Source organism: Selenomonas sp. CM52 (assembly GCF_000292955.1).
In the GTDB taxonomy this organism is placed as follows: Bacteria; Bacillota; Negativicutes; order Selenomonadales; family Selenomonadaceae; genus Selenomonas.
Window position 1 is genome coordinate 1 of the sequence record NZ_ALNM01000030.1, and the last position, 26,236, is coordinate 26,236.

The window sequence follows — 26,236 nt, forward strand, 5'->3', positions numbered from 1 at the left end:
GGCGGATGGTCGGAAAAGAACAATGCGACGGGCAATACGGTCACGTTGACCGGAGCGGCTGGTGGAAATACGAACTATTATCTGAGCGTTTACGGAGGCGGCGGAACTGGCAGCGGCAAGGATCATGTGACGGGAAACCTCCTGCAGGTGAAGGGCAAGGGGAACGAGGTCTATAATGTCGGAAACTTTGAAAAGATGAAGTTCGTCCTTGATACTACCGTTGCAGCAGGAAATACGATGCTTCGCGGTATCAATACCGTCCAAGCATTTGATTGGGACAAGGTCAGCGTGGGCAATGCCTCGACATGGGGAACCGGCAGTGCGGGATCAAAACGCATCGTTCTTTATACGGGTTCCACACTCACTTTGAATAATTATGGAACGTCTTCCTCCAATGGAGTGAGCGGTAACTTCGAATACGGCATCACGACGAATACAAGTACGCCGGGAGCAGTGGGAACCGTCAATGCTACAGAGATTTATTTTGACCGAAATCAGTTTCAAAATGCAAAAGTGACGTATGATACGAAGCCGTCTTCGCCTGCATTGCCAGCGCCTAGCGTTTTGTATGGGGCTGGTATTTACGCGGGAACATCCACGCTTGGCAATACGACGAAAAATAACATCCTCACGGTGGATGGACGCAATATCAATGGGCGCACGTTGTATGGCGGTTATACACAGTCGACGAGCGGCGATTCGACAGGCAACGAAGTCATCCTGAAGGACACGATGGCGAACGGGTCTCATGCGACTATTTACGGCGGATGGTCGGAAAAGAACAATGCGACAGGCAATACGGTCACGTTGGCGGGAGCGGCTGGTGGAAGCGCGAACTATTTTCTGAGCGTTTACGGAGGCGGTGGAAACGGCAGCGGCAAGGATCATGTGACGGGGAATCTCCTGCAGGTGAAGGGCAAGGGGAACGAGGTCTATAATGTCAGGAACTTTGAAAAGATGAAGTTCGTCCTTGATTCTAATATTGCATCGGGAGATACGATGCTTCGCGGTATCAATACTACTCAGAATTTTGATTGGAACAAGATTGCTGTCAAAGGCATCACGTCGTGGGCGCCGGCTCTATCTGCTCATGGAGTCAACATTCCGACACTCACGCTCTATACGGGGGCAGGTTTCACACTGACCAACTATGCTCCGACCCTTGTCGGTACCGCAGGTGACTACGAATTTGGCAAGAAGGCGAATGTGACGGGTACGGGTACGGTGTCTGCTTCCGTCCTCACACTCGACGGCAACCGTTTCCAAAATGCCACGGAAACGCCGACAACGAGCAGTGCCACTGACATCCATGCGGGTATCTCTATCTATGGCAATACGACGAACCACAATACGCTGAACCTCAAAAAGAATGGTTCGACGCCTCTTTCTTTCACCACGGTGCGTGCCGGCTATACGAAGGCATTGAATGGCGGATCGGATTTCAATACGCTCAATCTCCTTGACGGCGCTTCTGTAACGACGGGCTATGCAGGCTATACCGAAGGTCGGAATCTGCTTCTTCATCCGACGGATGAAAATGATCCGACAGCTGTCGACACCACCAAGAACGCCGATGCAAAGAATAACACCGTCAATATCCAGGGCGGCACGCTCAATGCGGGCGGCAAGCTCTATGGCGGATACATTGCGACGAATGCCGCACTCACGCCGCCGAACAATGTGTCGGCGGGCAACGCTTCGGGCAATACGATCAACATCGAGAGCGGCACGTTCGGCGGCAGCAACGAAATCTACGGCGGCTACACGAACGGCACGGGCAAGGCGACGGGCAACACCATCAACCTCGGCAAGAGCGACGGATCTCTGACGTCGACCACCCTGAACAATGCCTTCCTCTACGGCGGCGCATCGAGCGGCTCGGCAAGCGACGTCATGACGGACAACACGCTCAATGTCAACACACAGAACATCACGGTGCGCGGCGTTCAGAACTTCGGCAAGACCAAGTTCAACCTCAACAGCACGACGACCGTTGGAAACACTTTGCTCACGGTGGGCGGCGGCGCAACGACCGGCTTGGACTGGGCGGGCGCCGAAGTCAACCCCGGCAGCTTCACCTTTACGCCGAGCACCTACAATGCGCGGCTCTTTACAGCGATGCACAATGCGGCGGGCATCAGCTTCAGTAACTACGCCCCTTATGGCGCAAAGGAGAAGATCGTCGGCGATCTCGAATACAGCCTCGACACAGACAACCATACAGGCAATGCCGCACAGGACGTCTTTATCAACGGCTTCCGGTTCCGCAATCATACGGCGACGTACAACGAAACACCCGCACACGATGAAGCATGGGCGGGACGTACGGCGAGCGGCCAGACCGTCACGGACAACAAGCTCATCGTCGCAGGCGGCACGCTCAATACGGCGGCTTACGGCGGCCTCGTCGAGAACAAGAAGCATAAGACCGACGGCACGTTCCAGGATGCGGGCGATGCCAAGAAGAACAAGCTTGAAGTCGCGGGCGGCATGGTTGCTAATGCCTATGGCGCAAAAGTCATGACGGCTGCCGGCGAGGCCGAGGAAAATAGTGTCAAGATCACGGGTGGCACGGTCAACAATGCCTATGGCGTCGATCTCGCCCAAGCGACGAATACGAAAAATGCGAGTAAGAACAAGGCCGAAGTCGCGAACGGCAGCTTGAGCGGCTCTCTTTATGGTGCCCATACGGCGGGAAGTGGCTCTCTTTCGGGCAGCGAAGTCAAGGTCTCGGGCGGTACGATTGCAGGCTCTGTCTACGGCAGCGATGTCGCGGCGGGTGCGGGAAGCGCCACGGGCAGCAAGATCACGCTGACGGGCGGCACGATTACAGGCTCCGTCTACGGCGGCAAGACTGCCGGCACGGGCGCGGCGACGGGTCATACGCTGAGCCTCAACGGCGGCACCGTTGGCGGCAATGTCTATGGCGGCTTCACGGCGTCGGGCGCTACGACGGACAACACCGTCAACCTCGGCAGCGGCACGACGAACGCTGTCACCACCATCACCGGCACAATCTATGGCGGCAGCGGGGCGACGGATACGGACAACGTCCTCAACGTCAATACCAATGCACAGGCGGGTAACATCGCCAATTTCAGCATGGTCAACTTCAACTTCAACGCGACCTTTAACCAGGCGAACCCCATGCTGAACCTTGTCGGCGGTTCGGTGACGAACTTCGACTGGAGCAAGTTCAAGCATACGGGCAACGCGCCGAGCGGGCAGTCCGTCCTCCTGCAGAACATGACGGGCATTAGCGTCGGCCACTACACGGGTGCGAAAGAAATCTCCTCGACCGGCACGCACGAATACACCATCGATACCGACACCAACACGGCGACGGCGAAGCAGATCCTCTACGGCGGCTACCAGTTCAAGGACGCCAATACGACGCCGACGACAGGAAATGCTCTGGCAGACATCTGGGCAGGCCGCTCCGTCATCGGCAACACGACGACGAATAACGTGCTGACGATCAACGGCACGACGCATCGCGACGCCTACGGCGGCTGGACGGCGGGCCGAGGCACGACGGCTGCGGCGAAGAACGACAGTACGAACAACACCGTCAACCTCAAGGCAGGCACGGTGCGCACCATCTACGGCGGCTTCACCTCCGTGCTGACGGGCAGCGCCACGGGCAACGAAGTCAACATCTCGGGCGGCTCTGTCACGGGCGCAGGCTACGGCAAGGTCTATGGCGGCTATCTTTCCCATACCTCGGCGACGGGCAATGCCACGAGCAACACCGTGACGATTACGGGCGGCTCGATGACCGACGTTTACGGCGGCTTCACGGCAGGCACAGGCGCGACCACGGGCAACACCGTCAAACTCGGCGACGGCGAGCACAGCCTCGCCGCAGGCACGAACATCACCGGCACGATCCATGGTGGCAACAAGGCGGATGCGACGGATAACACCCTGAACATCAACACCAACGCACAGGCTGGCAACATCAAGAACTTTGATCATCTGAACTTCAACCTTAACAGCCATGCGCTCACGCAGAGTATGCCCGTACTGCGTCTCAATTCGGGTGCGACAGGGAACCTCGACTGGAGGAAGCTCGACGTCAACGCCGAGAAGTTCAACGCGCCGATCAAGACATACGAAGCATACAATCTCGTCCTCATGGAGAATGCGAACGGCATCAGCTTCCAGCAGGGTGCGACGAACACCTATACGGCGGCGGGTGGTGTCAAGAGCACGACGAGCGGCGATTTCGAGTTCACGATCGACACGGCGAACCATACGGCATCGTCGACGCAGGTCACGGCCGCGGGCTTCAAGTTCAAGAACCATGCGGCGACGTACAACGAAATTTCCGCGCACAATGAAGCCTGGGCGGGACGCACGAACATTGGCAACAAGGTCGAGAAGAACACGCTCACCGTCTCGGGCGGCACGATCACGACGGCAGCCTACGGCGGCCTCGTCATCAACAATAAGCCCGCCGCTACGACGGGAGACGCCGAGAAGAACGCCGTCAACATCACGGGCGGCACCGTCGCCAACGCCTACGGCGCCCAGGTGCGCACGAAGGCAGGAAGCGCCTCGGAGAACAGCGCCAAGATTTCGGGCGGCACGGTCAGCCATGTCTACGGTGCGTCGCTTACGGTTGCAGGTGCGACGGGAAGCGTCACAAAGAACCGGGTCGATGTCACGGGCGGCGCGGTCACGGGAGACGTCTACGGCGGTCAGATCGTCGACACAGGCGCGACGGGAAGCGTCACGGAAAGCCGGGTCGACATCACGGGCGGCAGCGTGGGCGGCAGCGTCTACGGCGGCCGCACGAACGGCAGCGGCTTCGCCAAGGACAACACCGTCAACATCACGGGCGGCACGCTCCATGACGTCTACGGCAGCTTCGCGCAGGCAGGAAAGGCCACGGGCAACACCGTCAACCTCGGCACGGCGACGAACGCCGTCGCCGCAGGCACGAGCGTCGGCACGATCTGGGGCAGTAACAGCGGCTCTGCAGGCAACACCCTGAACGTCAACAGCCGCCAGGCAAATGCCGCAGACGTCAAGAATTTCGAGAACGTCAATTTCGATGCCGCGCACAACGTCAGCCACGGCGATACCCTGCTGAGGCTGACGAATGGAGCGAACACATCGATCGACTGGTCGAAGATGAAGCTCAAGAACATCGACGCCGTCACGGCAAGCCCCACGACGAACCATATCCTGACGCTCGCCGACAGTGTGAACGATATCACATTCACGAACTATGATGCAGCGCGTGCCAGGGAGACCAAGAGGGACGGCGATTACGAATACGTCCTCAACACCGACAATGAGACGGCGACGGCGAAAAAGGTCGAAGTCATCGGCTACCGCTTCGCCAACAACCATCCCGTTTACAGCACGGGTGCGAATACGGAAGCATGGGGCGGCCGCACGAAGGTCGGCAACAAAGTCGAGAAGAACTCGCTCAAGGTCATGGGCGGCAGCCTTACGACGGCAGCCTACGGCGGCCTCGTGCAGAACCTTGAAGCCGGAAGCGGCGCAGGCGGCTACAAGACCAACGGCGATGCAGCAGAAAACACGCTCGAACTTCATGCCGGCGCGACCATAGCTGACGGCTACGGTGCAGATGTCCGCACACAGGCGGGCAACGCTACGGGCAACACCGTCGACCTCAAGGGCGCGGCCGTCACAGGAAACCTCTACGCAGGTGCACTCACGCACGCCTCGGCAAGCGGTGCTGCCACGGGCAACAAGGTCAACCTCTACAGCGGCACGGTCGCAGGCGACGTCTATGCAGGATTCGCCGCTGGCTCCGGCACGACCACGGGCAACACCGTCACCATTGGTGACGGCACGCACGATGCTCTCGTCCACGTTACGGGCAAGCTCTACGGCGGCAATAAGTCGGCGGCGGACAACGCCCTCGACATCAAGAGCAAGGGCGCCGCAGTTGGCAGCCTCGCCGGCTTCTCCAAGATTAAGTTCAACCTTGGTTCGAGCGTTGCCGACGGCGATACCGTGTTGACGCTCAACGAGAATACGACGCTTGACTACAGCACCGTTGAGAAGCCGACCGGCGGCAGTGTATCCGCATGGCTCGGCAACGTCATGCAGAAGAAGGCACACCTCTTCCAGATGGCAGCAGGCAAGACGCTCACCCTGAACGGCTATGCGCCGGCTACGGGCAGCGAGCGTGCAGGCGATGTCGAATACAGCCTCGTCACCGACAACAACGCTGCGGCCACCACGAGCGGCAGCCTTGACCTCTCGGCCTACAAATGGCAGAATGCCGACGTGAAGATCACGAGTGCCGTCCCCGATGCCTTCGGCGGAAAGACCGTCTATGGCACGAGCGGCGAGACCAAGAACAACAAGCTCACCCTCAAAACAGGAGCCGCCGTCACGAACGCCATCGCGGGCGACACGCAGACAGCGAACGGCACGGCGGAAGGGAACAGCCTAACCGTCGAAGCCGGGACCGCGACGAACGCCCTCGGCGCGAAGACGAAGGCAGGCAAGGCCGTCAAGAACAAGGCCGTCCTCCAGGGCGGTTCCGTCACGAACCTCAAGGGTGCTGAGAGCACGAACGGAGAAGCGGAAGAGAATACCGCCATCCTCCAGGGCGGCACAGCAGCCGATATCGTCGGCGCACAAGCCGCAGGCGACGCGACGATGAACAAGGCCGTCATCAAGGCGGGCACCGTCACAGGCAGCCTCAAGGGCGCGAAGAGCTCCGCCAAGGCGAACAAGAATACCGTCGAGATTGAGGGTGGCAACGTCAGCGGCGTCAAGATCATGGGCGCAGAAGCCAAGGGCGCGGCCGAAGAGAACGTCGTCACCATCAAGGCGGCGGCCTCCTCGAATGCCTCGACCGAGATCACGGGCGCACATTCCACGCACGGCAATGCCGCGAAGAATATTGTCAACGTGAATGCAGCCGTCTCCGGATCGCTCGTCGGTGGTTCTGCCGGAGTGGGCGACGCTACGGACAACGTCCTCAACATCAACGCGAACGTCACCGGTGACGTCTACGGTGCGCGTGCACATCACGCTTCTCTCAGGAATACCGTCAACATTAAGGACGGCGTCACCGTCACAGGAAACGTCACGGGAGGCGCTTGCCTCAACGCCAATGAGAACACCATCAACATTGGCAGGGGTTCGACCGTCACCGGCAACGTCATCGGCGGAAACGGCTCCGTCGAAAATAAGAACAACATCATCAACCTCAAGGGAGGCACCGTCACCGGCGACATCATCGGCGGCGCAGGAGCATCCGCCGATAACAATACGCTCGCCGTCTATCACGACGAAGCGAACACCAGCCAGGCGCATGACTTCGACAAGATCAAGAACCTCCACTTCTACCTCGGTGAGAGCATCGCCAACGAGAACCCGACGCTCCTGCAGCTCGGCGTTGCAAACAAAGACATCCGCGGCGTTGATGTCGGTGTCGGTGTGATGGGACTTGCGCATGGCCTCAAGGTCAACGACGTCATCAGCCTCATGAAGGTCAACGGCGGAACGCTTACGACCGATGCGGACGGCGTCGTGCCGCCTGCGCCTGCGACGCTCATCAATCACGTCGAAGCCATGCATGGCGTATCGCTCCTCTACGGCTTCGACCTCATGAAGCGCGGCTCGGGCGAACTCATCGCCACCGTCACCAAGGCGGCCATCAGCGATCAGGCGAAATCCTTCGTCGAGACGAGGGCCGGCATGACCGACTTCATCAATCGCGGTGCGGATCTTTTGACCACGAGCGGCATGAGCGCCATCCGGCAAGGAGCTGAAAGCGACAAGGAAAAGGGCAAGTACGACCTCTGGGCCGTCATGAGCCGCAGCAGCATGAGCGTCGAAAGCGGCTCGCAGATCGATACCACGGGCTGGAACCTCAGCCTCGGCTGGGCGAAGGAACTCCGAAAGAAGGACGCGGCGATCGTCGTCAGCCCCTTCATCGAATACGGCAAGGGCAGCTACGACTCCCATCTCGACGACGGCACGCACGGCAGCGGCAAACTCAGCTACCTCGGTGCGGGAGTCCTCGCAAGGATGGAGAAGGAAGACGGCCTCTGGCTGCAGGGAGCGCTCCATGCAGGACGCGCGAAGAGCGACTACACGGGTAGCATCTCCGCCGGCACCGTATCGAACTACGACAGCTCCGATACCTACGTTGCAGCCGAGCTGAGCGTCGGCAAGACGATGAAGCTCAAGGGAGGCGACAAGCTCGACACCTCGCTGCGCTATCTGTGGTCGTACCAGAGCGGCGGTGATGTCGCCATCAAGACGGGCAAGTACAACGACGTCTATGACTTCGCGGCGGTCAACTCGCACCGCCTGCGCCTCGGCACGAGGTACAGCCACAAGGAAAGCGAGGGCAACGAACTCTACGCCGGACTCTACTGGGAGTACGAATTCAGCGGCAAGGCGTGCGCGAGCTTCATGGGCTACGAAGCGCCCAGTCCGAGCCTCAGGGGCGGTAGCGCCCTTCTGGAACTCGGCTGGAGGTTCCAGCCAAAGGATTCGCGCGTCAGCTACGATCTGAACCTTTCCGGTTGGCAGGGCAAGCGCGAAGGCGTCACGGGGAGCGCCCATGTGAACTGGGCGTTCTGAGGAATGGGAATAGAATAGAAGAATGAGGCGGGGCGGCTGCAAGGCCGCTCTGCTTTTTCATGCGGGCATTGTGCGCCGCACTTCGGTGACGGGGAGAGGGTTTGCACGTATGGTATAATAGGAACATGGAAAAGAAGGGAGATATGAAGAAATGCAGAGGAAAATGTGGATGAGTCTTTGCGCCGCAGCGCTTCTTGTCTTGGGAGCAATGCTTGGCGCGGCAAATGTTGTTTCAGCGGCGGATGCGCCGCCGCGTATGCGCAATCTTGGCTATATCTGGCGCATCGACGCCGATGATGTGCGAGGGCTGCCGCGCAACTTCCGTACGATGGAGGATGAGTTCCATGCTCCTTACAAGAAGGACATGGACGATTCCTATGTGCCGACGCGCGAGGGGCTTGAGCGCCTTCATGCATCGGGCAGCGGGGAGTTTTCTGCGAGCGGCTTGCAGTCCTTGCTGGAAGCGCTTGCCGAGAAGACGCAGATGCCGATCTGCATCGTCGACCTGCGTGAGGAGTCGCACGGCTTCTTCGACGGAATAGCGGTCAGCTGGTACGGCGAGCACGATTGGGGCAATGTGGGCTTGACGCAGGAAGAGGCGCTCGCCGATGAGGCGGAGCGCATCCATGGTGCGGCAGGGCAGATGACGGCGGTTGCGCACCTCGGTGGGGAGAAGAATCCCCTCGATGAGCACGAGATCTTCGTGGAAGAGGCGCAGACGGAGAAGGAGCTTGTCGAGGCCGCAGGGCTTCGCTACAAGCGCATTGCGGCGACCGATCATATATGGCCATCGCCTGCTGCTGTCGATGAGTTTGTACAGTTTTACAAGAGCTTGCCCGAGAACATTTGGCTGCATTTTCATTGCCAGGCGGGCGAGGGACGCACGACGGAATTTCTCGCGATGTACGATATCTTGAAGAATCCTGCGGTGCCCTTGCAGGACATCCTTTATCGTCAATGTCTGCTCGGCGGTAGCTATGTCGCGCATGTAGAGCCTGAGGATTCAACGTATTGGAAAGTGCCGTATTATGCGGAAAAGGCGAAGCACATCGCACTTTTTTATCGCTATGTGCAGGAGAATGAGTCGGCGGGCTTCGCTGTTTCATGGTCGGATTGGCTTGCGGCGCACGAGTCGGATGACGATGCCGATGAATAACTTTTGAAAAAGGGATTGACGGCGCAAAGAGTTCGATGTAGTATATATTTCACAGGATTACAGAAGGATGGCTGTGACAGTGGATGGAGATTCCTCCCGAGGAAACAGATGTCTTTTTGCTGATTCGGAAATGTATGCCTTTTCTTGTGGCATGAACTTGGGAGGAATCATCATGGAGAAGAAGAATATCGATTGGAGCAGCTTGGACTTTTCCTATCATGTGACGGAACAGCGCTACGTTGCCAATTATAAGAATGGCGCTTGGGATGAGGGCGGACTCACGGGCGACGACAAGATCGTATTGAGCGAGGATGCGGGCGTCCTGCAGTATTCGCAGTCGGTTTTCGAGGGACTCAAGGCGTACACGACGGAGGACGGCAGGACGGTCTGCTTCCGTCCCGATCTCAACGCGCACCGTATGTACGAGTCCGCGCAGTATCTTGAGATGCCGCCGTTCCCCGAGGACAGATTCCTCGATGCCGTGCGTCAGGTCGTCAAGGCGAACGAGGCTTGGGTGCCGCCCTACGGCAGCGGCGCGACGCTCTACATCCGTCCCTACATGTTCGGCTCAAGCCCCGTCATCGGCGTTGCGCCGGCAGACGAGTACCAGTTCCGCATTTTTGTCACGCCCGTCGGCCCGTACTTCAAGGGCGGAGCGAAACCCATTACGGTCAAGGTCAGTGACTTCGACCGCGCTGCGCCGCACGGCACGGGCCACATCAAGGCGGGACTCAACTATGCGATGAGCCTGCACGCTATCATGACGGCGCACCGCGAGGGCTTTGCCGAGAACATCTACCTCGATGCGGCGACGCGCACGAAGGTCGAGGAGACGGGCGGCGCGAACATCATCTTCGTCGATGCGGATGGCAATCTCGTCGTGCCGAAGTCGCCGAGCATCCTGCCGTCGATTACGCGCCGTTCCATTACCTATGTCGCCGAGCATTATCTCGGTCTCAAGGTGGATGAACGCGAAGTGCTGTTTTCCGAGGTGCCGAACTTCAAGGAATGCGGCCTCTGCGGTACGGCGGCCGTCATCTCGCCCGTTGGCAAGATCAACGACCACGGCAAGGAGATCTGCTTCGCAAGTGGCATGGAGAAGATGGGGCCCATCACTCAGAAGCTTTATGATACCTTGACGGGCATTCAGATGGGTCATATCGAAGCGCCCGAGGGTTGGATTTACGAGATCAAATAAGCCTTGCGCGAGGGGCGTATACGAGAAGCCGGGCGGGAGTTTTCCCCGTCCGGCTTCTTTGCGGGAAGGGGGAGAGCCATGATCTTGAATACGGGAAGCCGCACGGACATCCCTGCCTTTTATGCCGAGTGGTTCGTGCGGCGCCTGCACGAAGGATTCGTCATGGCGCGAAGCCCCTATGATCCGCAGCGCATCACGCGCTATGTTCTCGATCCCGCCGTCGTCGATCTCATCGTTTTCTGCACGAAGAATCCCGCGCCGCTTCTCGCGTACAGGGACGCACTCGCATCCTTTCGCCAATTCTGGGGCGTGACGATCACGCCCTACGGAAAGGATGTCGAGCCGGAGACGCCGCCCGTCGAGGCGGCGATCGCGAGCCTTGCCGCCTTGTCGCGCATTGTCGGCAGACGCGCCGTGCATTGGCGCTATGATCCCGTATTCATCACAGAGAAGTACACGCTCGACTTTCACAGACAGGCGTTTCGCCGCATGGCGGAGAAACTGTCGGGAGCGACAGAGAACTGCGTCGTGAGTTTCGTTGACCTCTACAAGAAGACGCAGCGCAATTTTCCCGCTTTGCGCGAGGTCAGCGCAGAAGAGCGTCTCGCGCTCGGCAAGACGTTCGCGGCAGTTGGGCGGGAGTTCGGCATCAAGGTGCGCACCTGCCTCGAAGGAGACGATCTCGCGCCCTTCGGCATCGACACACAGGGCTGCATGACGCAGGCTGTCCTCGAAGAAGCCGTCGGCTGCCGCTTCCATATTCCGCGTACCTCGGCAGCTAGAAAAGGCTGTGCGTGCCTTCTTGGCAACGACATCGGCGTTTACAATACCTGCGCCCACTTCTGCCGCTACTGTTACGCAAATGCGAGCGTCGCCGCCGTCAGAAAGAACCGCACCCGCCACGACCCCGCCTCGCCGCTCCTCATCGGTCATGTGGAGCCGGGCGACATCGTGCAGGATGCAAGGCAGGTTTCGTATGTGGCGAAGAATGAGCAGCTGGGATTATTCGAGTGAGACGTGCGTTGCATGGGCGAAAATATGGTATAATCATGGGGGAAGGAAGTGAGTGTATGCCGAAGATTGTTCCAATTCATGATCTCAAAGATACCAACGCGATTTCAAAAATGTGTGCGGAATCAAGCGAACCGATTTATGTTACAAAAAATGGCTATGGTGATATGGTCATTATGAGTATGAAAACTTATGATGAATATATGCTCAGGCAGGAGATTTACCAAAAACTTTCTGTTGCGGAAGAAGATTTTCATAGTGGAAATGTGATGGATGCAGAGGAGTCTTTGCAAAAACTGAGGCAGAAGTATCCTCATGCTAATACCAATCTCTCGAAGCCTTTAACGGCAAAGAAGAGATCGCACCGCTCAAGCTTTTCTTGAAAGCGGAGTTTGTCAAGACATGGGATCGTCCGCGATTTTTGCGCCATGCGTGGGAAGCAAAGGGGGACAAGTGATATGCCTGAACTAAGTCGGTTTGGCGGCATGGTTATTTACATGTTGTTTCGAGACATCGGACAACACCATAAACCGCATGTACATGTGTATTTCGGAGAGCATGAAGCCGTCGTTGGTATTGATGGTGAATTGTTGGCAGGATCTCTGCCGCGGAAGCAATTGAAGATTATTGCAGGCTGGCTTGCTTTTTATGAAGAAGAGGCCTATAAGGCATGGAATCTGGCTGTTCGGGGCGAACATTTTGAGAAGATTCCACCGATGAATTGAGGTGAGTACCGTGTATATAAAGGACGACATTTGTTATGCCGGGGAATTACAGGAAAATATCAAGGTAACGGAAGCAAAACCGTTGCGCGGCGGTATGATGCTTATTACCTTTTCTACGGGAGAAAAGAGATTGTTCGATACAACGATGCTCATCGGTGAGGCATTCAAGCCGCTTGCGGAGGAGAAAATATTTCGCAGTCCCGTGTTGACTCACGGTGTGATCACATGGAATCAGGGAGAGATTGATATCGCACCGGAATTTGTTTATAAGAACAGCTATGCCTATGACAGCATGGCGATATAAGATGGGCATCTCCGGAAGAGTAAAAATTTGTCTTTTCCCGTATTCTTCTGCTATAATGATACAGGCACTTCTGGAAGGAGGCAGCTTTTGGAGATTGCATATTTATTGAACAGCGGCTTTGCCGTGCGGCTTTCGCGCACTTTGCTCGTCTTTGACGACTACCTCGACCCCGCGCAGGCGGTTGAGAGTCTCTTAGCGGGGGCGGAGCGCGTGTATTTCTTTGTGTCGCACGCGCATTTTGATCACTTCGACGCGCATATTCTCGACTATGCGCCCTCGGTCACGCGCTACGTCATGGCGGCGGAGATTCGGCGCACGAAGCGCGGCAAGCGGTTTCCCGCAGAAAAGACGGTCTATCTTGAAAACTACAGCCACTATGAGGAAGCGGGTCTTCGCGTCGATACGTTTGACTCGACGGACACGGGCACGTCGTTTCTCGTGGAGGTCGAGGGCGTGCGCATCTTCCATGCGGGGGACTTCAACTGGTGGCATTGGAAGGGCGATACGGAGGAGAACAACAAGTTTGCGCGAAACGGCTTCATGAAACAGATGAAGAAGCTTGACGGGCTGACTGCCGATGTCGCATTTTTCCCTGTCGATGGGCGGCTTGAAGAATTCGCCGACATCGGCGCGAAGGAGTTCTGTGCGCGCACGAACATCAAGGCTCTCGTGACGATGCACAGCGTCGGCTATCCGGCATGGCGGCCGGCGGCGGACTTCTTCGCTGAAGGGCGTGCCGTGCCGTATTGGACGCCGCTCGAAGCGGGGGAGAGGCGGCGCTGGACGGCGGAAGGAGGATTCACACGATGAAGAAGGCTCTCGTTTTTTTGCTGGCGACGTTCGTCCTCTTTACGACGGGCTGCTCGGCGGCAGGTATGAATGACAAGGATAAAGGAGCGAAAAAAATGGCAAATCCCATTGCAGTTTTTGAGACGAATCATGGCACGTTTGAAATCGAGCTTTTCGAGGACAAGGCGCCGATCACCGTGAAGAATTTCATCGACCTTGCAGAGAAGGGCTTCTACGACGGCTTGATTTTCCACCGTGTGATCGATGGGTTCATGATCCAAGGCGGCGATCCGAACGGTACGGGCACGGGCGGTCCTGGCTACGTGATTCCCGATGAGTTCCATAAGGATCTGAAGCATGACAGCGAGGGCGTGCTGTCGATGGCGAACGCAGGGCCGAACACGGGTGGCTCGCAGTTCTTCATTACGCTCGCGGCGACGCCGTGGCTCGACGGGCATCATTCGGTCTTTGGCAAGGTCGTCAAGGGCATGGATGTCGTGCGCGAGATCGGCAAGGTTGACACGGATTTCCAAGACAAGCCGCTCGCGAAGGTCGTCATGGAAAAGGTCACGATTCGCCGTGAGGGAAAAGAGTGAGGTGAAGGCGTTCACTTACATCCTCGTCTGTGCAGACGGTACGCTCTACACGGGATGGACGAACGACTTGGAGAAGCGCCTTGCCGCGCACAATGCGGGCAGGGGCGCGAAGTATACGAGGAGCCGCCGTCCCGTGCGGCTCTTTTACTATGAGGAGTTCGCGGAAAAGTGCGAGGCGCAGCGCCGCGAGTGCGAGATCAAGCGACTGCCGCGTGAAAAGAAGATCGCGCTTGCCGCACATTTGACGCAGGCGGGGCTTGGCGTCGCGCTTTCGGCTGAAGCGGGGATTTTTAGCCGCAGCCTTCATTGACAAGGCGCGGCTTGCTACCTATAATGATAGGATATACGGGGCAGTATCAGACGGCGCTTCTTCCTGCGGGGCGGCCGGGCGCAGAGCGTGCCTGGCGAGGTTGCTTGCGGGAGGAGCGTCAAGTGCCGGGAAAAGGGGAATTTTGATGGCAGAAAAGCGTGTAATGCTGACGGAAGAGGGCTACAAGAAGCTGCAGGAGAAGCTCGACTATTTGAAGAGCGTGCGGCGCATCGAGGTATCGGAGCGACTCAAGGCGGCGATCGCGCTCGGCGATCTCTCGGAAAACTCGGAGTACGACGACGCGAAGAACGAGCAGGCGTTCCTTGAGGGCGAGATCCTCGATCTTGAGGCGAAGATAAGAAACAGCGACATCATCCAGGGCGGCGCATCTTCCGACACCGTGCAGATGGGAAGCACCGTCGTCGTCAAGGATGTCGAGTTCGATGAGCAGGAGACGTATACGCTCGTCGGCTCGGCAGAGGCAGATCCGACGGAGTTTAAGATCTCGAACGAGTCGCCCGTGGGCGCAGCAATCATCGGCAAGAAGGTCGGCGACCGCGTTGACGTTCATGCGCCGGCCGGAATCATTCAGTACGAGGTCGTAGAAATCAAGTAAGCAAGCGATATATGAGTGAGGAGAGGAAATATTGGCTGAGAACAAGCAGCAGAATGCGGTGCAGAAGGAAGATCTGAACGATCTTATGCGCGTGCGCCGCGAGAAGATGGAGAAGTTCCGCGAGATGGGCGTTGCGCCCTTTGGGCATCGCTACGAGGTCACGCGCCATGCGGACGAACTGCTCGCGGAATTCGCCTCGCTCGGCGAGGAGGCGGAGAGCGAGACGGAGGTCAGCATCGCCGGGCGTCTGATGGCGATCCGCGGTCATGGCAAGGCGAGTTTCGCCGTGCTCATGGATCTTTCGGGCAAGATTCAGATCTATTTCAAGCTCGACGTTCTGGGCGAGGAAAAGTACAAGGAGTTCAAGCTCTTGGACATCGGCGACATCATCGGCGTCCGAGGCGTCGTCTTCCGCACGCGGCGCGGCGAGCTCACGGTGCGCGTCGACGACTTCACGCTGCTTTCGAAGTCGCTGCGCCCGCTTCCCGAAAAGTTTCACGGGCTGAAGGATGTGGAAATGCGCTACCGCCAGCGCTATGTCGACCTCATCATGAATCCCGAGGTCAAGGACACGTTCATCGCGCGCACGAAGATCATCCAGTCGATCCGCCGCTACCTCGACGAGCGCGGCTTCCTTGAAGTGGAGACGCCCGTGATGTCGACGATTGCGGGCGGCGCGGCGGCGCGTCCCTTTGTGACGTATCACAACGCGCTCGACATGAAGCTCTACCTGCGCATTGCGACGGAGCTGAATCTCAAAAGGCTCATCGTCGGCGGTTTGGAACGCGTCTACGAAATCGGGCGCATCTTCCGCAACGAGGGCATCGATGTGCGCCACAACCCTGAGTTCACATCCATTGAGATTTATCAGGCGTATGCCGACTATAACGATCTCATGGACGTGACGGAGGGGATATGCTGCCAGGCCGCGAAGGACGTGCTCGGTACGACGGCGCTGACCTACGAGGGTACGGAGATCGACCTCTCGAAGATTCGCCGCGTCAGCATGAACGACGCAGTGAAAGAGGCGACGGGCAAGGACTTCATGAGCGCCAAAACCGTCGAAGAGGCGCGTGCCATGGCGGATGCAATCGGCGTCGCCTACGAGGAGAAGCACGGCATCGGCGGCATCTTGAACGAGGCGTTCGAGGCGAAGGTCGAAGAGTCCTTGATTCAGCCGACGTTCATCACGGGTCATCCGACGGAAATCTCGCCATTGGCGAAGCGCAATCCTGAAGATCCGCGCATCACTGACCGCTTCGAGTTCTACGTCTATGGGCGCGAGCTTGCGAACGGCTTCACGGAGCTCAACGATCCGATCGATCAGAAGGAGCGCTTCCTTGAGCAGGCGAAGCAGCGCGAAGCCGGCGACGACGAGGCGCATCCGATGGACAGCGACTACATCACGGCGATGGAGTACGGCCTGCCGCCGACGGGCGGACTTGGCATCGGCATCGACCGTCTCGTGATGCTCCTGACGGACAGCTCGTCGATCCGCGACGTGCTCTTCTTCCCGCATATGCGTCCTGAGGCCGCATCGCGTGCGCAGGAGAGTGCGGCGGAGTAACAGAGCGAAGTGCAGACGTTTTCACAAAGAAAGAAGGCTGATTGCATGAATATGAACGGAGTGCCGGAAGTCTCTTCGCGTCCGCTGAAGATGCGTTCGCAGGCGGAGGTCAAGGCGCAGTACGAGGTGAAGATCAAGAAGTACAACGAGCTGATGCAGGCACAGGGCGACCACCGCGAGCAGCGCATGGAGCTGTATGCGGAGATCAAGCTGCTCGGCTGGGTTCTCGGCAAGAAGGAAAAAGCGGTCATCGACGACCTCGGTTCGCATCACATCAATCGCTAGATAAGGGTGAAAGAACATAGGGAACTGCTGTACGAAGGCGTGCGGCAGTTCTTTTTGTGTGCAGTTGATATGAAAAAATGATTGGGAAATCGCCTTGTTTTCTGTGATATAATTAAGGGAGTGAAATTAGGAGAAGTGTGCTATAATAAGTAGGAATGCCAAAAATAGGCACTTGGTATGGGGGAATTCATTGCAATGATTTATATGAAGGATGTTTCCAAGGTTTACGACAACGGCACGGTGGCACTCGACCATGTGAATGTCAGAATCGAGAAGGGGGACTTCGTCTTTCTCGTGGGGGCGAGCGGCGCGGGAAAGTCGACCTTCGTGCGCATGCTGCTCCGGGAGATCCTGCCGACGAGCGGCAGCCTGCGCGTCAACGGGCACGATATGATGAAACTTCGCCCGAAGGATGTGCCATACATGCGACGCGGTCTCGGTGTGATCTTCCAGGACTATCGCCTTTTGCCTGACAAGACGGTCTATGAGAACGTCGCCTTTGCCATGGAGGTCATCGAAGCGCCGCGCCGCCTCATGCAGCGCAGCGTGAACGCTGTCCTCGACATCGTGGGGTTGCGCGAGAAGTGGAAGAATTTTCCGTCGCAGCTTTCGGGCGGCGAACAGCAGCGCGTGGCCATTGCGCGTGCCATCGTCAACGATCCCGCACTCATCATCGCCGATGAGCCGACGGGCAACCTCGATCCCGAGACGTCGTGGGAGATCATGGACATCTTCCGCCGTATCAACGATGCAGGCGCGACGATCGTCATGGCGACGCATGACAAGAATATCGTGGATACGATGAAGAAGCGCGTCATCGCGATCGAGGGCGGGCGCATCGTGCGCGATGAGGCGAAGGGGGGGTACGGCTATGAAGCTTAGGACGACGGAGTATTTCGTGCGCGAGGTCTGCATATCGATCAAGCGTAACAACTGGATGTCGTTCGCCTCCATCAGCACGGTCGCCGTATCGCTCTTCGTGCTCGGCATGTTCCTCATCATCGTGCTCAACATGAACCGCATGGCGTCGATGCTTGAATCACAGGTGCAGATCAACGTCTACTTGGACGACAAGCTCAAGGGATCGGAAATCGACGATCTCGAAGACGACTTGAAGAAGATGCAGGGCATTGAGAGCGTGCAGTATGTGAGCCGCGAGGATGCCATCGTGCGCCTGAGGGAAAGGCTCGGCGACCAGAAGTATTTGCTCGATGCGCTCGGCGACAAGAATCCGCTGCCGAATGCCTTCGAGGTCACGGTCAAGCAGCCGACGATGGTGGAGACGGCAGCGAAGGCAATCGAGAAGTTCGGCGGCGTCGAATCGGTGAAGTATGGGCAGGACGTCGTCGAGCACCTCTTCGACATGACGCGCCTCGTGCGTATCTTCGGCTTCACGCTCATGCTGCTCCTGGCGGGCGCGACGCTCTTCATCATCTCGAACACGATCCGCCTGACAGTCTTTGCGCGCCGCAAAGAAATCGCCATCATGAAATACGTCGGCGCGACGGATTGGTTCATCCGCTGGCCGTTCCTCTTGGAGGGCGTCGTGCTTGGCTTCTTCGGTGGCGTTCTCGCTTCCATCGCGCTTCGAAGCATTTACGGGCTGATCACGGCGAAGGTTTACAGCACGCTGGCGTTTCTGCCGCTCATACCGCAGTACCCGTTTGTCAACTTCATCAGCCTCGTGATGGTCTTGAGCGGCATGGGAATCGGCGCGTTGGGCAGCACGATTTCCTTGAAGCGATTCCTCAAGGTATAGGAGGCTTTTCTCATGGTTTTTTATCCCGTAGGAGGGAAAAAGGGGAAGAAAGCGGCGGCAGCGCTTCTTTCTGCCGTCTACTTGATGACGCTTGCGCCGCTCGCGCAGGCCGAGACCTTGGAGGAGCAGCGCGACGCGCATATCGAAAAGGCGGAGCAGGCGCAGAAGAAGAAGAACGAGATCGAGTCCAGGATCGAGGGGCTTTCCGAAGAGAAGCGTGTTGTCGATGAGGCGGCAGACGAGGCGACGAAAGCCTACAAGGACGTGAAGAAGGAACTTGACGCGACCGAGTCACGCATCGATGAGAATGAAGACAAGCTCAAGGTATTGAATAAGGACTTTGCCGTGAAGCGCGACCAGCTCGCCAAGCGCGTGCGCGACATCTACATCAACGGTCAGATCAACTATCTCGACGTCCTTTTCGGCGCGAAGGATTTTCAGGACTTCTTTACGCGCATGGATCTCTTGAAGCGCGTCATTCAGCAGGACTACGACCTCGTGCAGGTCGTGTTTGCGGAAAAGACTGCGATCGAGACGTCGCAGAAGGAATTGGAAAAGGACAAGGCGGCGAAAGAAAAGCTCGTCGTCTCCGCTGCTGGCCGTAAGAAAGAGGCGGAGAAGAAGCAGGCGGCAAAGCAGGCGATCATTGACAAGATGGAAACGGATCGCGCGACGCAGGAACGCATCATCAACGAGAATCTTGCGGCATCCAAGGAAGTCGAGCAGATGATCCGAAACAGCCGCTATCAGCCGGCGTCTCCCGCCCTTTCGGGCGGCGGAGCGCTCAACTGGCCGCTTGGCGGGCCGATCACCTCGCCCTTCGGCTGGCGCGTCCATCCGATCACGGGCGCGAGCCGCTTCCATTCGGGCATCGACATCGGCGGCGACTACGGCGATACGATTCATGCGGCCGGCGCGGGCATCGTCTCTTATGCCGGTTGGATTTCGGGCTATGGCTATGCCGTCATCATCGACCACGGCGGCGGCATATCGACGCTTTATGGGCACAACCAAGCGCTCCTCGTCAGCGAAGGGCAAAGCGTCTCGCAAGGACAGGCGATCGCCGAATGCGGCTCGACGGGGAATTCCACAGGGCCGCACTGCCACTTCGAGGTTCGTGTTGACGGCGAACCTGTCGACCCCATGGGGTATCTTTGATAGGTGGAGGATATTTTGAAAAAGAAAACGGTTTTCCTGCTCGTCGTCGCGACGGCTGTCGTGACGCTCAACGCGACGATCTTCGGATTCTACGCCTTGATGGGGTTCAATAATCAGAAGACGAAGGATATACTGCGCTTCTTCGGCGCTCTGCGCTTCATCGAGACGCAGTATGTGCGTGACGTCGACTATACGAAGCTCATCGACGGCGCCATCTCGGGCATGGTCAAGACGCTTGACGATCCCCATTCCATCTATCTCGATCCCAAGATGTACGAACTCATGCGCTCGCATACGGAGGGAAGCTTCGGCGGCGTCGGCATCGTCATGGGCTTCAAGGACAACAAGATCACGGTCATTTCCGTCATGGAGGGGACGCCGAGCGAGGCGGCGGGCATCAAGACGGGCGATGAGATCATCGCCGTCGACGGTGTGCCGACGAGCGAGATTGAGCCGGAAGAGGTCGTGCTGCACATTCGCGGCGAGATCGGCAGTGAAGTGACGCTCAGGGTTCGCCGCGCAGGCGAAGAGGACAAGGACTACGTCGTGCGTCGTGCGACGATCCAGGTGCATACGGTCGCAGGGCAAATGCTGCCCGACACGGACGGCATCGGCTACATCCGCATCGCTTCGTTCTCCGAGCATACGGCAGATGAGTTCAAAGATGCCTATCATGCGCTGGAAAATGAAGGCGTCAAGGGCATGATCATCGACTTGCGCGAGAACCCCGGCGGACTTGTGACGAGCTGTGTGGCGATCGCCAATATGGTTGTACCGAAGGGACCGGTCGTCTCCGTCGTGCAGAAGGACGGAAGACGCGAAGAATATGAATCGGAGCTCTCGGAAGAGAAATATCCGCTCGTCGTGCTCATCGATGGCAACAGCGCCTCGGCGAGCGAAATCCTCGCGGGCGCACTGCAGGATACGGGCGCGGCGACGATCGTCGGCCAGACGTCGTATGGCAAAGGCTCCGTGCAGGTCATCTTACCGCTCTACGATGATGATGCACTGAAGCTCACGATTGCCAAGTATTACACTCCGTCGGGCAGAAGCATCGACGGCACGGGCATTGAGCCAGACGTTCGCGTCGAGCCGCAGGCGGACGGTGCACAGGACGTGCAGCTCTTGAAGGCAATCGACGTCATGAAGGACAAGCTTGCCGGCATTGGTGCAAATGTAATATAATCAAGAAGAAGGGGGATGAGATTATGGCACAGATTTGTCTGAGCATTGATGATGATGTGAAGCGGGAGGCAGAACAGGTGTGTGAAGACATGGGGATGTCCATGTCTACTGCAGTCAACATCTACCTGAAAAGGCTCAGCAGAGAAAGGCGCATCCCTTTCGAAGTCATGGCAGAGCCGTTTTGGTCTTCAGAAAATGCGGCGATTCTGGATCGGAGGATTGCAGACATAAGAGCGGGAAGAAATGTGTCTGAGCATGAACTCATTGAGGTGTAGCGGTGCGAAAAATATGGCATGATGAGGCGTGGGCTGAATATATCGAATGGCAAACCAAGGATAAGAAAACACTGAAAAAGATCAATAATCTCATCAAGGACATCGATCGAAACGGGTATGACGGTATAGGAAAACCGGAGCCTTTGCGCGGCAACTGGAGCGGCTTTTACAGCGTGCGCATCGATGAGAAGAATCGGCTTGTCTTTCAAATATCCGATGGCGTGTTGGAGATTGCTCAATGCGGTTCTCACTATGGAGACAAATAAGAGCGGCATGTATGAGATACAGATGGATATTATGATGAATCGCTGCGCCAAATTGCGCAGCGATTTCTTATTTGGTACAAATGAGGAAAATGGATTCATTTTTACGATTTTTATATAAATTTTGCCATATGTTCTATAAATATGTGCTATAATAGACAGGCATCCATTCGCCTGCTTCATGGGCGCAAATTACTATAGGGAGCGATACTATGAAAAATGAACACAATGAGTTCATGCAGCATGAGCTGCGATTACCTGAGCTTACCGTGCGCGGCATGCTCTTGGGTGCCGTATTGACAGTGATCTTTACGGCATCGAACGTCTACCTGGGGCTGAAGGTCGGCCTGACGTTCTCGTCCGCCATTCCGGCAGCTGTCATTTCGATGGCCGTCCTCAAGATGGCGAAGGATTCCAATATCCTGGAAAACAACATGGTGCAGACGCAGGCCTCGGCGGCCGGCACCCTGTCCGCGATCATCTTCATCATTCCGGGCATGCTCATGATCGGCTACTGGCACGGCTTCGAGTTCACGCAGACGCTTCTCGTCGCGGCTTGCGGCGGCTGCTTGGGCGTGCTCTTTACGATCCCCTTGCGCCGCGCCATGGTCGTGCACAGTGATCTCGCTTATCCCGAGGGCGTTGCGGCGGCGGAGATCCTGAAGGTCAATGCGCATGATGAAGATGGCAAGGGCAAAGGCACAGGGCTCAAGGAAATTCTGTCGGGCAGTTTCGTCGCGGGTGTCATCGCGCTCTGCACGAGCGGCTTTCAAGTGCTGTCGGGTGCGCTTTCTGTCTGGATTCCCGTCGGGCGCGGTATGACGCAGTTCCCTATCGGCTATTCGTCGGCTCTCGTCGGTGCAGGCTACCTCATCGGCATAGCGAGCGGTCTTGCAATGCTCGTCGGCATCCTCATCGCTTGGGCGGGTTTCGTTCCCTTCTACACGATCACGAGTACGCCGCCCGACGGCGTGACGATGCAGAAGTTCGCTGCCGCCGTCTATCAGGAGCGCGTGCGCCTCATCGGCGCGGGCGCCATGGGCGTCGCCGCCATCTGGACGCTGATTACGCTCGCGCGTCCCGTCATCGACGGCATGAAGGAATCGCTTGCCGCCATGCGCATGCCCGAGACGATCAAGGACAGGCATCGCATGGACATCGACATGTCGATGAAGAGCATCGGATTCGTATTCCTGCTGACAGTCGTCGGCCTGCTCGCTGTATTCTACGCCTTTGTCAGTCCGGAGGGACTGCCAAGTGGTCAGGTGCTCGCCTTCACGCTCGTCGGCGTCGGCGTTGCCGTATTCATGGGCTTCTTCGTCGCCGCTGCCTGCGCCTACATGGCAGGCCTCGTCGGCACGTCGTCGAGTCCGATCTCGGGTATCGGCATCCTCGGCATCATCGTCGCCTCGCTCGTCATGTACGCGCTCTGCTCTTCGTTCGGCATCTTCGATTTGCCGGGCGGTGAGAAGTTCGCGACGGCGACGGCTATTTTCACGACGTCGATCATCCTCGCCATCGCCTGCATCTCGAACGACAATATGCAGGACCTCAAGACGGGTTGGCTCGTCGGTGCGACGCCGTGGCGTCAGCAGGTCGCGCTTCTTCTTGGCTGCGTCGTCGGCGCACTCGTCATTGCGCCCGTCCTGAACCTCCTCTATGAGGCGTACGGCTTCGTCGGCGCCTTGCCGCGTGAGGGCATGGATCCTTCGCAGGCGCTTGCCGCGCCGCAGGCGGTGCTCATGAAGACGATCGCCGAGGGAATCTTCTCGAACAACCTCGCATGGGAGTACATCTACATCGGTCTCGGACTCGGCGTCGTCATCGTGCTCGTCGATCTCTTCCTGCGCCGCACGACGAGGAATCTCATGCTGCCGCCTTTGGCCGTTGGCATGGGCATCTACCTGCCGCCGAGCATCCAGACTCCGCTCGTCATTGGCGCTGTCCTTGGCTATGTGCTCGACAAGGTGCTGAAAGATCGCGGGGCGGAAGAGGGCAAAGCGGCACGCCGCCGCGGTACGCTCTTCGCCTCGGGACTCATCGTCGGCGAATCCATCGTCGGCGTCGCGCTCGCCGGACTCATCGCCATATCCGTATCGAGCGGCGGCAGCGAAAGCCCGCTGGCGCTCGTCGGTGCCGATTTCGCCGACACGGCGGAAATGCTCGGCCTCGCCGTCTTCGCGCTCGTGGTCGTCATCCTGAGCCGCGTCGTGCTCGCGAAGGGAAAATAAAAGCAAACGAAAAAGCATAGAAAAGCTGCCACATTTCGTCGATGTGGCAGCTCTTCGTCTTTTCATCGGATGGCGTCTGTGATATAATGCAAGTAGAAAGAGGATTCAGAACCTTCGTTCATTCAGAACTTTCATGGAAGGAGGTTTTCCGAATGGATGTCCAGGTGGAACGGCTGCACCGTGTGAAGCCGCTTGCGCCGATTTCCTTTTTTGAAGAGACGGCGCGGCGCGAGAAGAAGCAGGAGACGCATGAGGCGAGGAAACCTCTGCGCGGTACGGAGTCGGACGCTTACAGCGTGGAGATTTCGGCAGCGGGCAGGCGTGCAGCAGCGCGCAGCGAGGCAGGGGGTATGATGGTGGAGGGTTTTTGATGATTTTGCGGGATAATGGGCAAAGCCCCGCTTGAGCGTCTCTCGAAAGAGAAGGCGCACAAGCGGGGCTTTTTTGTCTCCTATTTCCGATGATTCTTGAGGAAGTTGCCGATCCTTGCGAGAGCCTCGGAAATCTTGTCGATGGAGGTCGCGTAGGAACAGCGGATGTGTCCCTTGCCGCTTTCGCCGAAGGCGCTGCCGGGGACGAGGGCGACGTGCTCCTTGATGAGCAGGTTTTCGGCAAATTCTTCGTCCGTATAGCCGCTCGACGTGATGTTCGGGAAGATATAGAAGGCGCCTTTCGGCTCGAAGCACGAAAGACCGAGTTTCTGGAAACCGTCGTAGATGAGGCGGCGGCGGCGGTCGTATTCTGCGACCATCTTTTTCATGTACTTCTCGCCGCGGCGCAGAGCTTCGACGGCGGCGATTTGCGCCGTGATGGGGGCGCAGAGCATCGTGTACTGATGGATCTTCGTCATAGCGGCGATGAAGTCGGGGTTGCCGAGCGCATAGCCGATGCGCCAGCCCGTCATGGCGTAGGCCTTGGAGAAGCCGTTCAAGAGAATCGTGCGCTCCTTCATGCCGGGCAGCGAGGAGAACGCCGTGTGTTCCATGCCGCCGTAGGTGAGGTCGCCGTAGATTTCGTCGGAGACGACGATGAGATCGTGCTTTTCGGCGAAGGCGGCGATCTTCTGAAGGTCGTCCTTCGCCATGACGGCGCCCGTCGGGTTGTTTGGGTAGCCGATCAGAAGCGCCTTCGTTCGCTTCGTCACGTGCGGCTCAAGTTCTTCGGGTGTGATGCGGAAGTCGTTTTCGAGCTTTGCGGCGACGGGCACGGGCTTGCCGCCCGCAAAGGTCACGCAGGCTTGGTAGGAAACGTAGCAGGGCTCGGGAATCAAGACTTCATCGCCGGGCGAGAGTATGGCGCGCATGGCGATGTCGAGCGCCTCGCTGACGCCGACGGTGATGAGGATGTCTTTTGCCGGTTCATAGGAAATGCCGTAGCGGCTCGCGTAGTGCGCGGCAATTTCTTCACGCAGTTCGAGCATGCCGCGGTTTGCCGTGTAGGAGGTGTAGCCCTGCTCAAGCCCGTGGACACAGCTTTCGCGGATCGACCACGGCGTGATGAAGTCCGGTTCGCCGACGCCCAAGGATACGACGTCCTCCATCTCGGCGGCGATGTCGAAGTATTTTCTTATGCCTGAGGGCGGCACGGCATGGACGGCGGGTGAGATGCGCTCCTTCCAGTTCGTCATGGCGACACCACCAGTCGGCGATCCTTCTCCTTGTCGTCGATGATCGTGCCGTCCTTCTTGTACGCCTTGAGCATGAAGTGACTGCGCGTCTGCGTGACGCCATCGATCGTCGAGAGGCGCGTCGCGACGAAGTTGGCGACGTCCTGCAGCGATTTTCCCTCGATGATGACGAGGAGATCGAAGCTGCCGCTCATGAGGTAGACGGTGCGCACCTCTTCAAAGCGATAGATGCGCTCGGCGATGGCGTCGAAGCCGACTTCGCGCTCGGGCGTGAGGTTGACCTCGATGATCGCCGTGACCGTGTCGTCGCCAAATTTCTGCCAGTTGATCAAGGTGTTGTAGCTGAGGATGATCTTGTCCTGCTCCAGTCCCCGGATGTCCTTTTCCACCTCGTACTCGCTTTTCTTGAGCACGGCAGCGATTTCGCCGATGGGACGGCGGGCGTCGTGCTCCAAGAGTTCCAAGAGTTCGCGCATAGTCATTTCTCCTTCTCTGCCCCAATTCGCGCACTTGCGGATATTGGTCTTTCATCATATAATATAAAAGAAACGCTATAAAGGATAATAGCATAGAATAAATGGGGAAATCAATC

The 26,236-nt window shown here is 57.8% G+C and carries 23 protein-coding genes; 21 read left to right on the forward strand and 2 right to left on the reverse strand.

Translation table 11 applies throughout. The features are described from left to right. The first annotated feature begins 45 nt into the window (after positions 1 to 45). The 21 genes from HMPREF1153_RS12925 (at position 46) to HMPREF1153_RS07690 (ending at position 24,388) form a co-directional block, all read left to right on the forward strand. Positions 46 to 8,589, forward strand: coding sequence for an autotransporter outer membrane beta-barrel domain-containing protein (locus HMPREF1153_RS12925; RefSeq protein WP_232208246.1), 8,544 nt, complete (start codon positions 46 to 48; stop codon positions 8,587 to 8,589). Positions 8,590 to 8,740: 151 nt separating this feature from the next. Next, positions 8,741 to 9,745 carry a phosphatase domain-containing putative toxin gene (locus tag HMPREF1153_RS07595; RefSeq protein WP_037370251.1) on the forward strand — a complete coding sequence of 335 codons (1,005 nt, stop codon included), beginning with the start codon at positions 8,741 to 8,743 and terminating at the stop codon, positions 9,743 to 9,745. A 172-nt stretch (positions 9,746 to 9,917) separates the two neighbouring features. After that, on the forward strand, positions 9,918 to 10,943 hold the full coding sequence (locus HMPREF1153_RS07600; RefSeq protein ID WP_037370333.1) for a branched-chain amino acid aminotransferase: 1,026 nt from the start codon (positions 9,918 to 9,920) through the stop codon (positions 10,941 to 10,943). A gap of 78 nt (positions 10,944 to 11,021) precedes the next feature. Then, positions 11,022 to 11,957, forward strand: coding sequence for a DUF1848 domain-containing protein (locus HMPREF1153_RS07605; protein WP_009646378.1), 936 nt, complete (start codon positions 11,022 to 11,024; stop codon positions 11,955 to 11,957). 56 nt (positions 11,958 to 12,013) lie between these two features. Next, positions 12,014 to 12,337 (forward strand): type II toxin-antitoxin system Phd/YefM family antitoxin, encoded by a 324-nt coding sequence (locus HMPREF1153_RS07610; protein WP_009646512.1) that lies wholly within the window; start codon positions 12,014 to 12,016, stop codon positions 12,335 to 12,337. 75 nt (positions 12,338 to 12,412) lie between these two features. Continuing rightward, on the forward strand, positions 12,413 to 12,679 hold the full coding sequence (locus tag HMPREF1153_RS07615) for a DUF4160 domain-containing protein (protein ID WP_037370255.1): 267 nt from the start codon (positions 12,413 to 12,415) through the stop codon (positions 12,677 to 12,679). Positions 12,680 to 12,689: 10 nt separating this feature from the next. Then, positions 12,690 to 12,983: a DUF2442 domain-containing protein gene (locus HMPREF1153_RS07620; RefSeq protein ID WP_009646409.1), complete on the forward strand. Its 294-nt coding sequence runs from the start codon at positions 12,690 to 12,692 to the stop codon at positions 12,981 to 12,983. A gap of 87 nt (positions 12,984 to 13,070) precedes the next feature. After that, positions 13,071 to 13,793: an MBL fold metallo-hydrolase gene (locus tag HMPREF1153_RS07625; protein ID WP_009646477.1), complete on the forward strand. Its 723-nt coding sequence runs from the start codon at positions 13,071 to 13,073 to the stop codon at positions 13,791 to 13,793. Continuing rightward, complete coding sequence (locus HMPREF1153_RS07630) at positions 13,790 to 14,368, forward strand: peptidylprolyl isomerase (RefSeq protein ID WP_009646385.1); 579 nt, start codon at positions 13,790 to 13,792, stop codon at positions 14,366 to 14,368. Before HMPREF1153_RS07625 ends, HMPREF1153_RS07630 begins: the two co-directional genes overlap by 4 nt. Further along, positions 14,352 to 14,678 (forward strand): GIY-YIG nuclease family protein, encoded by a 327-nt coding sequence (locus tag HMPREF1153_RS07635; protein WP_037370260.1) that lies wholly within the window; start codon positions 14,352 to 14,354, stop codon positions 14,676 to 14,678. Before HMPREF1153_RS07630 ends, HMPREF1153_RS07635 begins: the two co-directional genes overlap by 17 nt. Positions 14,679 to 14,823: 145 nt before the next feature. Further along, the gene (gene greA / locus HMPREF1153_RS07640; protein ID WP_006191814.1) at positions 14,824 to 15,294 is read left to right on the forward strand and encodes a transcription elongation factor GreA; all 471 of its coding nucleotides are present in this window, start codon (positions 14,824 to 14,826) and stop codon (positions 15,292 to 15,294) included. A gap of 85 nt (positions 15,295 to 15,379) precedes the next feature. Next, entirely contained in the window at positions 15,380 to 16,861 is a 1,482-nt protein-coding gene (gene lysS / locus HMPREF1153_RS07645) for a lysine--tRNA ligase (protein WP_369791802.1), read from the forward strand. 45 nt (positions 16,862 to 16,906) lie between these two features. Next, positions 16,907 to 17,146 (forward strand): hypothetical protein, encoded by a 240-nt coding sequence (locus tag HMPREF1153_RS07650; RefSeq protein ID WP_006191821.1) that lies wholly within the window; start codon positions 16,907 to 16,909, stop codon positions 17,144 to 17,146. Between the two features lie 195 nt (positions 17,147 to 17,341). Further along, positions 17,342 to 18,028: a cell division ATP-binding protein FtsE gene (gene ftsE, locus HMPREF1153_RS07655; RefSeq protein ID WP_009646406.1), complete on the forward strand. Its 687-nt coding sequence runs from the start codon at positions 17,342 to 17,344 to the stop codon at positions 18,026 to 18,028. Continuing rightward, a complete protein-coding gene (ftsX, locus tag HMPREF1153_RS07660; protein WP_009646532.1) occupies positions 18,018 to 18,905 on the forward strand; it encodes a permease-like cell division protein FtsX in 888 nt (295 codons plus the stop codon). The genes ftsE and ftsX overlap by 11 nt, the downstream gene beginning before the upstream one ends. A gap of 12 nt (positions 18,906 to 18,917) precedes the next feature. Then, the gene (locus HMPREF1153_RS07665; protein WP_009646360.1) at positions 18,918 to 20,063 is read left to right on the forward strand and encodes a murein hydrolase activator EnvC family protein; all 1,146 of its coding nucleotides are present in this window, start codon (positions 18,918 to 18,920) and stop codon (positions 20,061 to 20,063) included. Between the two features lie 15 nt (positions 20,064 to 20,078). After that, positions 20,079 to 21,248 (forward strand): S41 family peptidase, encoded by a 1,170-nt coding sequence (locus tag HMPREF1153_RS07670; RefSeq protein WP_369791801.1) that lies wholly within the window; start codon positions 20,079 to 20,081, stop codon positions 21,246 to 21,248. Between the two features lie 23 nt (positions 21,249 to 21,271). Beyond that, positions 21,272 to 21,523, forward strand: a complete 252-nt coding sequence (locus tag HMPREF1153_RS07675) for a type II toxin-antitoxin system RelB/DinJ family antitoxin (RefSeq protein ID WP_009646431.1) — start codon at positions 21,272 to 21,274, stop codon at positions 21,521 to 21,523. 2 nt (positions 21,524 to 21,525) lie between these two features. Beyond that, entirely contained in the window at positions 21,526 to 21,789 is a 264-nt protein-coding gene (locus HMPREF1153_RS07680; RefSeq protein WP_009646454.1) for a Txe/YoeB family addiction module toxin, read from the forward strand. A gap of 209 nt (positions 21,790 to 21,998) precedes the next feature. After that, positions 21,999 to 24,017, forward strand: a complete 2,019-nt coding sequence (locus tag HMPREF1153_RS07685) for an OPT family oligopeptide transporter (protein WP_009646449.1) — start codon at positions 21,999 to 22,001, stop codon at positions 24,015 to 24,017. A 152-nt stretch (positions 24,018 to 24,169) separates the two neighbouring features. Continuing rightward, positions 24,170 to 24,388 (forward strand): hypothetical protein, encoded by a 219-nt coding sequence (locus HMPREF1153_RS07690; RefSeq protein ID WP_006192315.1) that lies wholly within the window; start codon positions 24,170 to 24,172, stop codon positions 24,386 to 24,388. A gap of 80 nt (positions 24,389 to 24,468) precedes the next feature. Here HMPREF1153_RS07690 and HMPREF1153_RS07695 read toward each other — a convergent pair whose 3' ends face one another. Continuing rightward, positions 24,469 to 25,644 carry an aminotransferase class I/II-fold pyridoxal phosphate-dependent enzyme gene (locus HMPREF1153_RS07695; protein WP_006191462.1) on the reverse strand — a complete coding sequence of 392 codons (1,176 nt, stop codon included), beginning with the start codon at positions 25,642 to 25,644 and terminating at the stop codon, positions 24,469 to 24,471. Further along, positions 25,641 to 26,120, reverse strand: a complete 480-nt coding sequence (locus tag HMPREF1153_RS07700) for an Lrp/AsnC family transcriptional regulator (protein ID WP_009646370.1) — start codon at positions 26,118 to 26,120, stop codon at positions 25,641 to 25,643. The genes HMPREF1153_RS07695 and HMPREF1153_RS07700 overlap by 4 nt, the downstream gene beginning before the upstream one ends. Positions 26,121 to 26,236 lie beyond the last annotated feature (116 nt).

Coding starts and splice junctions, on each gene's coding strand:
- HMPREF1153_RS07595 (WP_037370251.1), top strand. CDS start 8,741: ATGCAGAGGAAAATGTGGATGAGTCTTTGCGCCGCAGCGCTTCTTGTC.
- HMPREF1153_RS07600 (WP_037370333.1), top strand. CDS start 9,918: ATGGAGAAGAAGAATATCGATTGGAGCAGCTTGGACTTTTCCTATCAT.
- HMPREF1153_RS07605 (WP_009646378.1), top strand. CDS start 11,022: ATGATCTTGAATACGGGAAGCCGCACGGACATCCCTGCCTTTTATGCC.
- HMPREF1153_RS07610 (WP_009646512.1), top strand. CDS start 12,014: ATGCCGAAGATTGTTCCAATTCATGATCTCAAAGATACCAACGCGATT.
- HMPREF1153_RS07615 (WP_037370255.1), top strand. CDS start 12,413: ATGCCTGAACTAAGTCGGTTTGGCGGCATGGTTATTTACATGTTGTTT.
- HMPREF1153_RS07630 (WP_009646385.1), top strand. CDS start 13,790: ATGAAGAAGGCTCTCGTTTTTTTGCTGGCGACGTTCGTCCTCTTTACG.
- greA (WP_006191814.1), top strand. CDS start 14,824: ATGGCAGAAAAGCGTGTAATGCTGACGGAAGAGGGCTACAAGAAGCTG.
- lysS (WP_369791802.1), top strand. CDS start 15,380: ATGCGCGTGCGCCGCGAGAAGATGGAGAAGTTCCGCGAGATGGGCGTT.
- HMPREF1153_RS07650 (WP_006191821.1), top strand. CDS start 16,907: ATGAATATGAACGGAGTGCCGGAAGTCTCTTCGCGTCCGCTGAAGATG.
- ftsE (WP_009646406.1), top strand. CDS start 17,342: ATGATTTATATGAAGGATGTTTCCAAGGTTTACGACAACGGCACGGTG.
- ftsX (WP_009646532.1), top strand. CDS start 18,018: ATGAAGCTTAGGACGACGGAGTATTTCGTGCGCGAGGTCTGCATATCG.
- HMPREF1153_RS07665 (WP_009646360.1), top strand. CDS start 18,918: ATGGTTTTTTATCCCGTAGGAGGGAAAAAGGGGAAGAAAGCGGCGGCA.
- HMPREF1153_RS07675 (WP_009646431.1), top strand. CDS start 21,272: ATGGCACAGATTTGTCTGAGCATTGATGATGATGTGAAGCGGGAGGCA.
- HMPREF1153_RS07685 (WP_009646449.1), top strand. CDS start 21,999: ATGAAAAATGAACACAATGAGTTCATGCAGCATGAGCTGCGATTACCT.
- HMPREF1153_RS07690 (WP_006192315.1), top strand. CDS start 24,170: ATGGATGTCCAGGTGGAACGGCTGCACCGTGTGAAGCCGCTTGCGCCG.
- HMPREF1153_RS07695 (WP_006191462.1), bottom strand. CDS start 25,644: ATGACGAACTGGAAGGAGCGCATCTCACCCGCCGTCCATGCCGTGCCG.
- HMPREF1153_RS07700 (WP_009646370.1), bottom strand. CDS start 26,120: ATGCGCGAACTCTTGGAACTCTTGGAGCACGACGCCCGCCGTCCCATC.